The sequence below is a fragment of the Pontibacter saemangeumensis genome, assembly GCF_039541895.1.
GTDB lineage: Bacteria > Bacteroidota > Bacteroidia > Cytophagales > Hymenobacteraceae > Pontibacter > Pontibacter saemangeumensis.
Map to the genome: position 1 here is coordinate 213,938 of NZ_BAABHC010000016.1, position 14,180 is coordinate 228,117.

Genomic DNA, 14,180 nt, shown 5'->3' on the forward strand with positions numbered 1-14,180 from the left:
CAAGATTGGGCGTAAATGTTGTGGGTGTTCTATAGGACCCTCGTCTGAAAGCGCTCGCATATCGGAATAGTGACGCATGCGCGGCGGCATTAAAACCGGAGAATGAAAGTTGTCCCTTTCCCGAGTTCTGACTGCACCGAGATAGCGCCTTTGTGCAGGCGCATGATCTGCCGCGACAGGCTCAGACCAATGCCGGAGCCGGATTTCTTGGTGGTGAAAAAGGGGATGAATATTTTGGCCATGGCCTCCGGGGTCATGCCGTGTCCGTTGTCCTGTATCTCGATGCTGATGCGACTGCGCTCGTCGAGGTAAGCCCGGACGGTGACTTTGCCGTCCGGTTGCTCCTGCACGGCCTCTGTAGCGTTCTTCACCAGGTTAATGAGCACCTGCTCTACCATGGCCCTGTCCGCTGACAGCAGCAGGGCCTCCTTCGGCACCTCCAACTGCAGCGAAATTTGCCGGGCGGCGAGCTGCCCGCGCAGCAGCATTTTGATTTCCTGCAACAGCTCCGTCACGTTAAAGCGGCTGAGCTTGGGCACCGATAGAGTAGTAAGGTTGCGGAAGTCATTCACAAAGTAAATGAGCCCGTCGGAGCGCCGGCTGATGGTTTGCAGGCATTGCCCGATATCCTCCAGTTCCTCGCGCAAAAGCGTCACCTCCTCCGCATCTGTGTCTGTAAAGCTGCTCACCTCCTCGTAGGCGCTCGCGGACAGCGAGGCGATGGGGGTCACGGAGTTCATGATCTCGTGCGTCAGCACCTTGATCAGGTTGTGCCAGGCCTCCATCTCCTTCTCTTCCAACTCGCTCTGGATGTTCTGGAGCGAAGCCATCCGGACCCGCTCGCCCAGCAGCGAAAGCTCGATCACATGCACCGACAGGTTGGCTTGCTCCGCCCCCTGCCGCACCGGCACCAGTACCTTGTCGTCGTTGCCGAGCTGCTGCAGCCCGAGGGCCAGTTGCGGACTCACGGTTTCCAGTTCCTGCACCTGGCGCAGCTGCCCCACCTGCAGCAGTTTCCTGGCAGCGTTATTCAGCAGCAGGATGCTGCCGTCCGGTTTAAAGGTGATAATGCCGATGCCGATGTGCTGCACGATCACCTCAAAATACTGCAGGTGGGCTTCCTTCTCGGCCCGTACCTCCCGGAATTTCTTCATCACCTCATTCAGCCGCAGCGACAGCTCCCGCATGGTATTCCCTTCGCCGCTTATATGGAACTGCTCCGTAAAGTCATCATACTTAATGGCATTGAGAAAGCGGAGAAACAGTCGGTTGGTGCGTTCATGAAAATGCACCAGCAGCCCGATCTGAAGCAGGATGAATATAAAAAGGCCTAAAAACGTGCTGCGGTAGTCCGGGTTAAAGCCGACCCAGGCCAGGCCATAGAGGGAGGCCGACAGCAGCAGGAGACGCAGCACCAGTTGCAGCCGGTAGGTTCTGAAGCGGATCGGGTTAGAACGCATACTTCTCCAGCCTTCGGTAAAGCGCCCCGCGCGACAGGCCCAGTTCTTTTGCGGCTTTCGAAATATTGCCCTCGTGCTTCTGCATGGCCCGTTGCACGGCTTCCCGCTCCAGGCCGTCCAGGTCCAGGGGAGCTGGCCCCGTTTCCGCCGCTGGGGAAGGAGCCGCCTCCGCCAAGAAGAAAAAGTCGTCGGCCTGCAGTTCCCGGTTATCGCTCATAATAGAGGCGCGCTCCAGGGCGTGCTGCAGTTCCCGCACGTTGCCGGGCCAGTTATAGCGACGCAGCCGGGCAAGGCCCGATTCCGACAGCCGCTTCACCGGTTGCCTGTACTTTTGCGCATACTCGGCCAGGAAATGCGCTGCGAAAATGGGAATGTCTTCCAGGCGCTCCCGCAGCGGCGGCAGGTTCAGCTCCACGGTGTTGATGCGGTAGAGTAAGTCCTGGCGGAACTCATTGCGCTGCACCATCTCCTTCAGGGGCATGTTGGTGGCACTGATCAGGCGCACGTTTACCGGTATCGGTTTGTTCGTGCCCACCCGGACCACCTCGCGCCGCTGCAGCACCGTCAGCAGCTTGGCCTGCATCGCCAGCGACAGGTTCCCGATCTCATCCAGGAAAAGCGTCCCGCCGTTCGCGGCTTCTATCCGACCGATGCGGTCTTCCTTGGCATCGGTGAAAGCGCCTTTTTTATGACCGAACAGTTCACTCTCGAACAATGACTCGGTTACGGCCCCCATATCCACCGTCACAAACACTTTGTCGGCGCGGGAGGACCGCTGGTGTATGGCGCGGGCGATGACCTCCTTCCCCGTGCCGTTCTCGCCGAGCAGCAGAATATCCGCATCAGTGCGCGCCACTTTATCGATGATGGTGAAGAGCTGGCGCATAGAGGCACTATTCCCCTGGATGATGGCCTGCGGTGGGCTGAGCTGCGTGGTGAGGGTGCGGTTCACCTCCTTCAGCTGGTTTACCTCTTTGTAGGAATGGCGCAGTTTGGCGGCGGCTGAGAGGGTGGCCAGCAGCTTCTCGTTCTGCCAGGGCTTGAGCACGAAGTCGGTGGCTCCCTCCTTCAGCGCCTTCACCGCCATCTCCACATCCCCGTAGGCCGTGATCATGACAACCACCGCCGACGGGTCGTACCAGAGGATCTCCTTCAGCCAGTAAAAGCCCTCCTGCCCGCTGGTGATGTCCTGGCTGAAGTTCATGTCGAGCAGGATCAGGTCGAAGTCCTCGTTGGAGACCAGGAACGGGATCTTCTTCGGGTTCTTCTCCATCACCACCTCTTTGGCATGCTTGCGCAGGAGCATTTTGGCCGAGAACAACACGTCCTCGTTGTCATCAATGATCAGGATTTTGCCTAGTTTCTGTTCTTCCATCGTTTTACTTTGTGTGCCTGGGCGTTCGGCCGGGTGCTGTGTTTTGCAGAACCCCATAACCCGGTTGTACCCCAGAAGCCGCTTTCTTATATATAATCTATATATAATCTATATATAAATATGATGCCACAGCATCCAGTATCTAATTTAAAAGAATTCAGGGTATTTATATATGGCTGCGGTGTCCAATCCTGAACAAAAAGTGTCCATAGCCGGACACCGCGGAACAGATCAAAGGTGCGTATTGCAGCCGCGGCGGCAGTTTTGGGAATTGGCACAGCACTTGGCAAGGGGATATATAAAGCTAAGAACCTGATCATCCGAAACAAGTCCCACACACAATCTTAAAACTATGCTGAAACTATATTTCCTCACGGCTTTCCGCTCGCTGCTCCGCAACAAGAGTTACAGCCTCCTGAACATTGCGGGTCTGGCGCTGGGCATCACCTGCAGCATCCTGCTCTTTCTGGTAATCAAGTATGAGCTGAGCTACGACGCCTTTCACAGCAAAGCGGACAGAATCTACCGCGTGAACACGGAGCAGGTTTATGAAGATGGGGTGAATCAGAATACAGGCACGCGCTTCCCTTTTCCGAAACTGCTGCGGAGCAACGACAAACTGGGCATGGAGAACCTGACCCAGATGTACAGCGAGGAAGGCGCCCAGATCAATATACTGAGCGACAACGGTGCGGCCCCGAAGCGCTTCCTGGAGGAAGGCTCAGTCGCGTTTGTGGAGCCTGAGTATTTTGAGCTGTTTGATATTCCCCAGGGGGAGATGGACCCACAGCCCGGCATGGCGGAGCCGAACAACGTCGTGCTCACCCAAAGCACAGCAGCCAAGTATTTCCCCGAGGGCAACTCGGTTGGCAAGGTCATTAAGTTCAACAACAGCCTCACCCTCAAAGTGACGTCCGTTATCCCGGACTACCCTCCCAACACCGACTTTCCGTTCGTGATGCTGATCTCTTACCCTTCTTTCAAGAGCTATTCGCCGCTGCCGCTCGACGGTTTCGATGTGCTCTCGAGCAACCAGCAGCTATATGTGCTGTTGCCGGAAGGCGCCTCGCCGGAAGCAAAGGAGGCTGAGCTAAACGCTTTTATCAAACGGTTACAGCCAAAGGATGCACGGGGGCAAGAAACCTACCTGCTACAGCCCCTGAGCGATATCCACTTCAACCCCGACTTCGGCAACTACGGCCAGCGCACCATCTCCAGGGAAATCATATGGTCCATGGCCCTCATCGGCGTGTTCCTGGTGCTGGTGGCCTGCATCAACTTCGTGAACCTGGCCACCGCCCAGGCCATGAAGCGGGCAAAAGAAGTAGGCGTGCGGAAGGTGATGGGCAGCAGCAAAAGCCAGCTGATGCTGCAGTTTATCGGGGAGACACTCCTGATTACGCTGCTGGCCACCTTCGTTTCAATTATACTGGTGGAACTGGCCCTGCCTTACCTCAACAGCCTGCTGGAGCTGAAGATCACGTTCAGCCTGCTGCAGGACCCGGTGCTGGTGCTGTTCCTGGTGGCGGAGGTCCTGCTAGTAACGTTGTTCGCGGGCTTGTACCCGGCCCTGATCCTGTCCCGCTTCCAGCCGATCGCCGCCCTAAAAAGCAAAGTTTCCACGCAGCAGGTGGCGGGCCTGCCCATCCGGCAGGGGCTGGTGGTGTTGCAGTTTACCATATGCCAGGTGCTCATCATCTGCACGATCCTGGTAAACGAGCAGATGGACTACTTCCGTACCAAATCGCTCGGCTTTAACAAGGACGCCGTCGTAACCGTGCAGCTCCCCAGCCAGGCGGGCAAAAAGATGCTGCCGCTGCGCGAGGAGATGCTCAGCAACGCCGCCATCCGGAAGGTCAGCCTGGCGGCCGCCCCGCCATCCGCCAACATGACCTGGGGCTCCAACTTCACCTACAACAACTCCAGCGAGGACGCCAACTTCCAGGCCAACATGAAATATTCCGATGAGAAGTACCTCGACCTGTATGACATCAAGCTGGCCGCCGGGCGCGCTTATTCCGACAATGACTCTGCCGTGGTGCTCATCAACGAAACCATGCGCCACAAGCTGGGCATCGCCAGCCCGGCAGAGGCCATCGGCAAAACGCTCAAGATAGGCCGCGACAAAAAGGTCAGCATCATCGGCGTGGTGAGCGACTTCCATCAGCACCCCCTGCAGCAGCCCATCGACCCCACCATTATGATGACGAACCCGGACACTTACTATTTCCTGTCGGCCAAAATTGACCTGAGCAAGAAGCAGGAGGCGCTTAGCCATCTGGAGAAAGTGTGGGGAATGGCGTACCCGGATGACGTGTTCAACTACGAGTTCCTGGATGAGACGATCGCTGATTTTTACCAGGAAGAGGCGCGGCAAAACAAACTGTTCAAGATCTTCTCCTTCATCGCCATCTTCATTGGCTGCCTGGGGCTATATGGGTTGATTGCCTTCATGGCGGCGCAGCGCACCAAGGAAGTCGGCATCCGGAAAGTGCTGGGGGCCTCCATTTTCAACATCACGTACCTCTTCTCGAAAGAGTTCATCAAGCTGGTGCTGGTTGCCTTCGTGATCGCCGTGCCGATTGCCTACTACCTGATGACGCTCTGGCTGCAGGACTTCACCTACCGCATCAGCCTAAGCTACGAGCCCTTCCTGCTGGCCGGTTTTGCTACGCTGCTGATCGCCCTGGTCACAATGAGCACCCAAGCCGTGAAAGCTGCCATGGCGAACCCGGTGGTGTCGCTGAAGAGCGAGTAAGCCGCTTATATATATATCCATATATAATTGCTATATAGCCTGCAGGCTGCCCTAACCCTGGCAGCCTGCAGGCTATATAGCACAATGTTCAGAATAAAGCCCTATATTGTACCTCTATTTGTGACATCACGCTTACACCGCGCCTGAGTACCTATGCACACACCTCCTGATCAGCCTGGCCTTATCACGTGGCAGCACTTTGAACAGACAGACCTTCGCGTTGGCACTATTGTGGAGGCACGTGCTTTTCCGGAGGCGCGCCGCCCTGCTTACCAGCTGCTCGTGGACCTCGGCCCCCTGGGCCTGAGAAAGTCAAGCGCGCAGATCACGGAGCGGTACACGCCCGAAGACCTGGTGGGCAGGCAGGTGCTATGCGTCTCGAACCTGGGCAAAAAACAGATCGGCAAATTCATATCGGAGGTGCTCGTAACCGGCTTTGAGGACGAGGACGGCGCTATTGTGCTGGCGCAACCCGCCGCGCCGGTGCCGAACGGGTCTAAGCTAAAATAGCGGCCCGGGCCCCACCCTACCGGTGCGGGCCCGTATAACTGACCGTTTAGCCCTGCTTTTGCGTAAAGCTTTGAACAGGACGCAGAAAGAATTTTAAGCATGCCTTGAGCCATTGTGCGCTCAAATTTCTAATTTTGAATCCATATATAAGAAATAATGGAAGCTAGTACCACTTTTAAACAAGACCTGTTGCTGCGCGAATACGGCCGCAATGTGCAGGATCTGGTCAATTATATCACCCGGGTGGAAGACCGCGCAGAGCGCACCCGGCTCTCGCAGTTGCTCATCAACCTGATGGCCAAACTGAACCCGCAGCTGCGCGACACGCAGGACTACCAGCAGAAGCTCTGGAACCACCTCTACGTGATGTCCGGCTCTACCCTGGATGTGGATGCGCCCTACAAGCTGAGCGCCATGGAGTACCTCAACGACAAACCGCAGAAAATAGAATACCCGCTGGACACGCCGCGCTACAAGCACTACGGCAAAAATGTGGAGCTGCTGATAGAGAAGGCCACGGAGCTCGAGGATGAGCAGGAGCGCGATGCGGCGATCGTGTCGCTCGGCAAGCTGATGAAAACCCTGTACCGCTCGTACAACAAGGACAGCATCACGGACATCGTGATCCTGGATGATATCCGGCAGCTGTCGAAGGGCAAGCTGGATATGGACCTGGCCTATATTGAGCGCAATAACCTGTTCGAGTCGAATGTGAAGCCGCAGCAGGATAGCCAGAACCAGCGGAGCAGCAACCAGCAGCAAAACCGTGGCGGCGGCAGCGACAACAGGACCCGCAAGAACACCAGAACCTCTTCTTCTAACCAAAGAAATAAATAATACTGAATGGCTTCATTTGAAGTAATTGGCGGCAACAAACTGAAAGGCGACATTTATCCGCAGGGGGCGAAAAACGAGGCACTCCAGATACTGTGTGCGGTTTTGCTGACCCCTGAACCCGTTACCATCTCCAATGTTCCGGATATCCGGGATGTAAACAAACTGATTGAGTTGTTGCGCGACCTGGGCGTGGCGGTAGAGCAAACGGCCCCGGACACCTATGTTTTCCGGGCCGACAACATAAACCTCGACTACCTTGAAACAGCGCAATTCGTGGAGCAGGGCCGCGCTATCCGGGGCTCCGTCATGATCGTCGGCCCGATGCTGGCGCGTTTCGGGCAGGCCAAGATGCCGAAGCCGGGTGGCGACAAGATTGGCCGCCGCCGCCTCGACACGCACTTCCTCGCGTTTGAGAAGCTGGGTGCCCGGTTTGAGTATGACTCCCCCGAAAGCTTTTTTAACGTGACAACGGACGGCCTGAAGGGCGCCTATATGCTGCTCGATGAGGCTTCCGTTACAGGCACGGCCAACATCGTGATGGCAGCCGTGCTAGCCGAGGGCATCACTACCATCTACAACGCCGCCTGTGAGCCCTATGTGCAGCAGCTCTGCCGCATGCTCAACCGCATGGGCGCCAAAATCACGGGCGTGGGCTCTAACCTGCTCACCATCGAGGGCGTGGAGAAATTACACGGCACGGAGCACAGCATGCTCCCCGACATGATCGAGATCGGCTCGTTTATCGGCCTTGCCGGAATGACGGGTTCTGAGATCACCATCAAGAACTGTAAGATACCGGAGCTGGGCCTGATACCAGAGACATTCCAGCGCCTAGGCATCAAGATGGAGTTCCGGGGAGATGACATCTATATACCGGAGCAGGACCACTACGAGGTGGACACCTATATAGATGGCAGCATCCTCAACGTTTCGGACCATACCTGGCCGGGCCTGACGCCGGACCTGCTGAGCGTGGCGTTGGTTGTAGCGACACAGGCGAAAGGAACGGTGCTTATTCACCAGAAGATGTTTGAGAGCCGCCTGTTCTTCGTAGACAAGCTCATCGACATGGGTGCGCAGATCATTCTCTGTGACCCGCACCGCGCCACCATCATCGGCCAGAACAACCAAGTACCGTTGCGTGGTATCCGCATGACCTCGCCTGACATCCGTGCGGGGGTTGCCCTGCTGATCGCCGCGCTTTCGGCAGAAGGCCGCAGCATCATCGACAACGTGGAGCAGATAGACCGCGGCTACCAGAACATCGATGGCCGCCTGAACGCCATCGGCGCCCAGATCAGGAGGATATAAACCAGTTATATATAACATCAAAAGCAAGAGAGCACCCGGCGATGGGTGCTCTCTTGCTTTTGAGGCGGTCCTTGCTCAAGCCCTTGGAGGGATGACCTGACATCCAAATTTGCTGGTTTTTCTTTATATTTCGTCTCCACTCCTTTCCGACGGAAAACGATGCAACAGCATGCCATATGTGTCACCTGCGGCGCGCAGTTCGCGGCTACAGGCGCAACGCCAGGCCATTGCCCGGTTTGCGAGGACGAGCGCCAGTACGTGAACTGGGACGGCCAGGCCTGGACGACTTCCGAAAGCCTTAAGAAAGAGCATCACAACACTTTTCAGGAGGCTGAACCGCACCTGACCAGCATTAGGACCGAACCGCGTTTTGGCATTGGGCAGAAGTGTTTTGTGCTGCAGACGTCCTCGGGAAACGTGCTCTGGGACTGTATTTCGTTGCTGGACGAAGCTACTGCCGACCGAATACAGCAGTTCGGGGGCTTGCGTGCCATCGTCATCTCCCACCCGCATTTTTATGCTTCCATGGTGGAATGGAGTCATGCGTTTGGAGATATACCGGTATATATACATGCGCAGGACAGGCAGTGGGTGATGCGCCCCGACGCTGTCATCAGTTTCTGGGAAGGTGAAACGCTTACGCTGTGGGATGGCTTGGAGGTGATTAAAACCGGCGGCCATTTCCCGGGCTCCTGTGTCTTGTATTGGCCTGAAGGCGCGAACGGCAAAGGCGCATTGCTGACCGGCGACACCATCCATGTGAACATGGATCGCAGGTCCGTTTCATTTATGCACAGCTTTCCCAATCTGATTCCGCTGCGGAAGCCGCAGGTGGAGGGTATCCGGGATGCACTGGCTGGGTTAGCGTTTGAACGCATCTATGCCGCCTTCGACACCCATATAGCCAGCGGTGCACGCACAGCCTTTGACAAGTCAGTGAAGCGCTACCTGCGGATATATGGATAATACTGTCTCGCAGCGCCTGAGTCATAGTTATACAACAGGACGAGCCTGTGGGGAGGCCATAAGCCTTCTTATGATTCCGTGTGTTCTTCCCCACTCCGGCGGCTCCCGCGGTACAGTTCGTACTTCAGCAGGCGGCATTCAATCGGGCCGTTGTAAAGCGGGATACGGCGCGAAGCTTTCAGGCCCACATTCTTAGCGGCTTCTAAGTTACCGGTTAAAACAAAGGCATCGTAGCCCTGGTAATTGTTCTTCAGCGTATCCCCGATGTTCTTGTAAAGCAGGTTGATGTCGTCTGACAATATGCGCTCGTTGTAAGGCGGGTTCATGACCACCACGCCAGGCTCTTCCGGCGCTGATGTTTTGAAGAAATCCGCCTCTTCTACTTTGATCACATTTTCCAGCCCGGCGTTCTCGATGTTGTTCCGGGCCGCCTCCACATAATCCGGGTCAATATCATACCCAAGGATGGTGGCCCTGGGCTCGAAGGAGGCTTTGACCTCGGCTGTTTTCCAGACCATCTCGAACAAGCCGGCATCGTAATCTTTCCATTTCTCGAAGCCGTACGGGTCGCGGCGGTACAGGCCCGGCGCAATGTTCTGCGCCATCATGGCGGCCTCGATCAGCAGCGTGCCGGACCCGCACATGGGGTCAACAAACGGTGACTTTTTATCCCAGCCGCTCAGCCCGATCATTCCAGCGGCGAGCACCTCGTTCAGCGGCGCCACGTTCGTTTGCAGGCGGTAACCACGCCGGTGCAGCGAATCGCCGGACGAATCGAGGGAGAGCGTGACGATGTTCTCGTGCATGTGGAGGTTCAGGCGTATATCCGGGTGCACCAGGTCTACGGAAGGCCGCTCGCCGGTCGCTTTGCGAAACTGGTCCACGATGGCGTCTTTCGTTAGCTGCGCCACAAACAGCGAGTGCTCAAACGTGGAATGGCTGACAGCGGCACTGATGGCAAAGGTCTGCTTCACGTCCAGGTACTCCGACCAGTTGATCTTCTGCACCTGGGCATACAGGTCGTTTTCGTCGCGGGCCTTGAAATTGCGGAATGGCTTGAGGACGCGGATGGCCGTGCGGCACCACAGGTTCGCCTCGTACAGCTGGCGCAGGTTGCCGGAACAGGTCACGGCGCGGGTGCCCACCTTGATGTACTCCATGTCCAGGGCGCGCAGTTCCCCGGCCAGCACTTCTTCCAGCCCCGCCAGCGTCGTGACTGTTATATTAAAATTCCCGTTTGGTTTCTGTTTTGCCATCAGTTATATATAAACCACAAAGATAGGGTATGAGTTAGGAATTTTGGGAGTGAAAGAAGTAAAGAGTTAAACAGTATAAAGGATGAAGTATTTGCCTTCATGTAGTTTTTGTAGTGCCTTGTCAAATTCATAAGAATTAAAACGCGCCGCTGTGTCACCATAACTCCGTGGCCTTAAGATCTTCTCAGCTTCCTCCCTGTAACATTCTAACGCTTTAACTCCTAAACTTTCTAACTCCATGCCCTATCTTTGTACAAACTTACGCTTATGAAACTGCAGTCTGACTTTCCGCTGAAAGCGCTCAATACGTTTGGCATCGATGTAAAAGCCCGCTACTTTGCCCGCTTTGAAAGTGTGGGAGAGTTACAGCAGCTTCTGGCTTTACCGGAGTTGCAGCACCTCGACAAGCTGATACTGGGCGGCGGCAGTAACCTGCTCTTCACCAGGGATTTTGAGGGCGTGGTGCTGCAGAACGGCATTACGGGCATTGAGGTGCTGCGCGAGGACGAGGACGAGGTATATATAAAAGTAGGCGGCGGCGAGGTATGGCACGATTTCGTGCTATATGCCCTGGAGAAAAACTACGGCGGCATCGAAAACCTCTCCCTTATTCCGGGCACGGTGGGCGCCTCGCCGCTTCAGAACATTGGTGCTTATGGGGTGGAGTTGAAAGACGTGTTCCATGAGTTGGAGGCTGTGCATTTGCAATCAGGCGAGGTGCGCACTTTCGACAATGCCACCTGCAGGTTCGGTTACCGCGAGAGTGTTTTCAAGAATGAGCTGAAGGGCCAGTTTGTAGTGACATCCGTGGTTTTCAGACTTTCAAAAAAGCACACCCTGAACACCTCCTATGGCGCCATCACCACCACGCTGCAGGAGATGCAGGTGCAGCAGCCCAGCATACAGGACGTAAGCGCGGCTGTGTGCCATATCCGGCAGAGCAAGCTCCCCGACCCGAAACAGATCGGCAACGCCGGCAGCTTCTTCAAAAACCCGGAGATCCCGCTGGCGCATTACGAGCAGCTGAAAGCGGAATACCCCGGCATCCCCTCCTACCCCGTAACCCCCGAAACCGTGAAGGTGCCGGCCGGCTGGCTGATCGAGCAGTGCGGCTGGAAGGGCAAAGTGATCGGCAACTATGGCGTGCATAAAAACCAGGCACTGGTACTGGTTAACTACGGCGGTGCCAGCGGCGAGCACGTGCGGCAGCTGGCTTACGACATCATCGCGTCCGTCGAGGAGAAATTCGGCATCCGGCTCCACCCCGAGGTGAACATCCTGTAAAAATATTTCTCCCCTAATTGTCTCTTTTAAGCATCTTTCCTATAAGAATATCGTTCTCACAATATTCTTGATTTACTTTATAGGTTTTTTAAAATGAAGACAAAACATTTCCAACTGCTACTGGTAGCACTCTTCACCCTTCCTTTCCTTTTTTCCTGCAACCGCCACGATGACGAAGATGTGGCCCCCACTAAAACCGAGCTGCTCACGGCGCATGTCTGGCAGGGAGAAAAAGTCTTTTTGATGGGTCTCGACGTGACAAATAATGAAGCGATTCCGCCGAACGCACCGGACGTACGCACCTTGCAACTTACCTTCAGACCCGATCATACCTACCTTGCCGAAAGTGACGTCCTCACGTTTGAAGGGGAATGGAGGTTCAACGAAGACGAGACCAAAATCTACTTCGACTTTTTGGCCTTGGGGGAGGTTGATATAAAGGAACTGACCAATGACAGCTTTCAACTCGGCACCAGTGTTTCCAAAGACCAGCTCACGCTGCTCGCCCAACTCCTGAACCTTAGTTTAGGCCCCCTTACAAAATTACCTGACGGAACGGAGATCGAAGCTGAAATCAGGTTTGTGAAGCCGTAAGGCAAAACGTTTCCATATATAGATTTGCAGTTCTGCCGTCGCCGCCGCTTAGCTATATATCGGAAGGTGGCTTATTCAGAATACTTTTCAGTGTGCATCTGACCCTGGCAAACTAGTTTTAGCCCATAGGTGATGCATTTGTGAAGGTCAGTTATCCCGTAAATTTATATATTAAAGGAACTCATACTGAAACTCCAGGAACTCCGTTTATCATTTTACCCAACTTTGCCGTTAACTGCGTATAGCTATTTTATTAAACCGTTTTATCCTATGAAAAAAATAAATTTGTTTGCCCTGCTCCTGGTGACGCTGTTCACACTATCTCTTTCCAGCTGTAAAGATGGCGACGAAGATGAGGAAGTGTCTCCAAGAAGCGCATTTCTAACCGACGGTGAATGGAGCGGAGAGGGTATCTATGTGGTGCAGGGTGCCAATTCTATCTCCGTGGCGCTGCTTTTACAGCTAGCAGGGGAACAGGAGCTTGCCGACCAGCTGGATGCCATCAAGGATGCGAAATTCAACTTCGAAGAAGACGGCACCTTCACAGCAACAGCAAATGGCATTGCAGATTCCGGCAAATGGAAATTCACAGAAGACGAGCAAAAGATAGTGATCACGGATGCTGATAACGATGAAACTACTTTCACAGTTAAAAACCTGACCGCCAACAATCTTAATTTAGAACTTAATATTGAGGAGTTGGGCATGGAGCCGGTTGAGTTACAGGGCAACACGATCAATACATTAGAACTGCGCCTGGTGCGGCCATAGACTTTTACCATATATAAACGCCAAAGGCCCCTGAAAACAGGGGCCTTTGGCGTTTATATAGCTTACGTGTTCTTCTCTTGGCCTCCATTTATATAGCCAGCGGCAGGTCTGTTCAGAGTTTCAAAACCTTTTAGATAGGCTTATCTCTAAGCAAAGATATAAGACGTGGGAAATTCAGAAAACCGCTTTGAGCTGGATAGTCCGGTCTGTAAGCCTGACGGCTCTTTGTCTAAATTCTGATCAAGTCAGTTTTTTGTATAACAATTCGACACATTTTAAGGTAAGTAATTTAACATGAATAAAATATAATATTTAAATAATGCGTATATTAAACCATTCTTCTTTAGTAGCCAGTCCTTATTCTATAACTATCTAACCAATTTATTATGAAGAAAATCTTACAATTTATCCTGGTGTTAGCCGTTGCACTTGGCCAGGTTTCGTGTGAGGGCGACGAAGGGCCGGAAGGGCCTCCGGGACCAACAGGGGCACAGGGGCCAGTTGGACCTACAGGACCACAAGGTGAGCCTGGGGAGTCAGGCGCAGCTCAGGTATATGAATTTCCGGCAGATTTTGAGCAGGATGACGATGGCTTGTACTCTATATATATAAACTTCACTGCAAATGAAATTGAGGCCGCTGAATCTGATGTGGTGTTGGTGTATAGGTTTAGGGGGGCGTATACGGATGATAATGACACCGATATTTTATTGTGGAGCCCACTTCCCGAGACGGTTTTATTACCCCAGAATAGAATATTCCAATACAGTTTCCTTCATAGCTTAGCTGAAGTGCTGGTGTATATTGATTCTCAATTTGATTTAGCAACCCTTAGCGCTGAGGACTTGGCACGTTATACTACTAACCAAGGTTTCAGGATAGTAGTTATTCCTGGTGATTTTATGGATGGCGGAAGAACCTCCGGGCCTCCGGTAGACTTCAAGAATTATGCAGACGTAGCTGACTTCTTCAAACTTACTGAAGCCAGTGTTCAGAAAATTGATTTAAAATAATACAAGTGTTAGAGCCGCCTCTCTGGCGGCTCTAACATTCTTTTT

General features: G+C 54.0%; 12 protein-coding genes. 9 read left to right on the forward strand and 3 right to left on the reverse strand.

Translation table 11 applies throughout. From position 1 onward, the window contains the following. Positions 1-89: 89 nt before the first annotated feature. A complete protein-coding gene (locus ABD920_RS14905; RefSeq protein ID WP_345160154.1) occupies positions 90-1,460 on the reverse strand; it encodes a sensor histidine kinase in 1,371 nt (456 codons plus the stop codon). After that, positions 1,450-2,835, reverse strand: a complete 1,386-nt coding sequence (locus ABD920_RS14910; protein WP_345160155.1) for a sigma-54-dependent transcriptional regulator — start codon at positions 2,833-2,835, stop codon at positions 1,450-1,452. Before ABD920_RS14910 ends, ABD920_RS14905 begins: the two co-directional genes overlap by 11 nt. Before the next feature lie 352 nt (positions 2,836-3,187). Here ABD920_RS14910 and ABD920_RS14915 point away from each other — a divergent pair, with 352 nt between their 5' ends. The 5 genes from ABD920_RS14915 to ABD920_RS14935 all read left to right on the forward strand — a co-directional run bounded on the left by ABD920_RS14915 (position 3,188) and on the right by ABD920_RS14935 (position 9,217). Beyond that, positions 3,188-5,593 (forward strand): ABC transporter permease, encoded by a 2,406-nt coding sequence (locus ABD920_RS14915; RefSeq protein WP_345160156.1) that lies wholly within the window; start codon positions 3,188-3,190, stop codon positions 5,591-5,593. Positions 5,594-5,746: 153 nt separating this feature from the next. Then, the gene (locus tag ABD920_RS14920) at positions 5,747-6,103 is read left to right on the forward strand and encodes a tRNA-binding protein (protein WP_345160157.1); all 357 of its coding nucleotides are present in this window, start codon (positions 5,747-5,749) and stop codon (positions 6,101-6,103) included. 156 nt (positions 6,104-6,259) lie between these two features. Continuing rightward, positions 6,260-6,940, forward strand: coding sequence for a DUF4290 domain-containing protein (locus ABD920_RS14925; RefSeq protein WP_345160158.1), 681 nt, complete (start codon positions 6,260-6,262; stop codon positions 6,938-6,940). Between the two features lie 6 nt (positions 6,941-6,946). Then, positions 6,947-8,251, forward strand: coding sequence for a UDP-N-acetylglucosamine 1-carboxyvinyltransferase (gene murA / locus ABD920_RS14930; protein ID WP_345160159.1), 1,305 nt, complete (start codon positions 6,947-6,949; stop codon positions 8,249-8,251). Positions 8,252-8,410: 159 nt separating this feature from the next. Then, complete coding sequence (locus tag ABD920_RS14935) at positions 8,411-9,217, forward strand: MBL fold metallo-hydrolase (RefSeq protein WP_345160160.1); 807 nt, start codon at positions 8,411-8,413, stop codon at positions 9,215-9,217. A 68-nt stretch (positions 9,218-9,285) separates the two neighbouring features. Here the strand turns inward: ABD920_RS14935 and ABD920_RS14940 are convergent, their stop codons facing one another. Then, positions 9,286-10,473 (reverse strand): THUMP domain-containing class I SAM-dependent RNA methyltransferase, encoded by a 1,188-nt coding sequence (locus ABD920_RS14940; protein WP_345160161.1) that lies wholly within the window; start codon positions 10,471-10,473, stop codon positions 9,286-9,288. Between the two features lie 267 nt (positions 10,474-10,740). Here ABD920_RS14940 and murB point away from each other — a divergent pair, with 267 nt between their 5' ends. From murB to ABD920_RS14960, 4 genes are all read left to right on the forward strand, one after another. Then, positions 10,741-11,757 (forward strand): UDP-N-acetylmuramate dehydrogenase, encoded by a 1,017-nt coding sequence (murB, locus tag ABD920_RS14945; RefSeq protein ID WP_345160162.1) that lies wholly within the window; start codon positions 10,741-10,743, stop codon positions 11,755-11,757. Positions 11,758-11,850: 93 nt separating this feature from the next. Next, complete coding sequence (locus ABD920_RS14950) at positions 11,851-12,351, forward strand: hypothetical protein (protein WP_345160163.1); 501 nt, start codon at positions 11,851-11,853, stop codon at positions 12,349-12,351. Between the two features lie 270 nt (positions 12,352-12,621). Further along, a complete protein-coding gene (locus tag ABD920_RS14955; RefSeq protein WP_345160164.1) occupies positions 12,622-13,122 on the forward strand; it encodes a lipocalin family protein in 501 nt (166 codons plus the stop codon). A 386-nt stretch (positions 13,123-13,508) separates the two neighbouring features. Further along, the gene (locus ABD920_RS14960) at positions 13,509-14,135 is read left to right on the forward strand and encodes a collagen-like triple helix repeat-containing protein (protein WP_345160165.1); all 627 of its coding nucleotides are present in this window, start codon (positions 13,509-13,511) and stop codon (positions 14,133-14,135) included. Positions 14,136-14,180 lie beyond the last annotated feature (45 nt).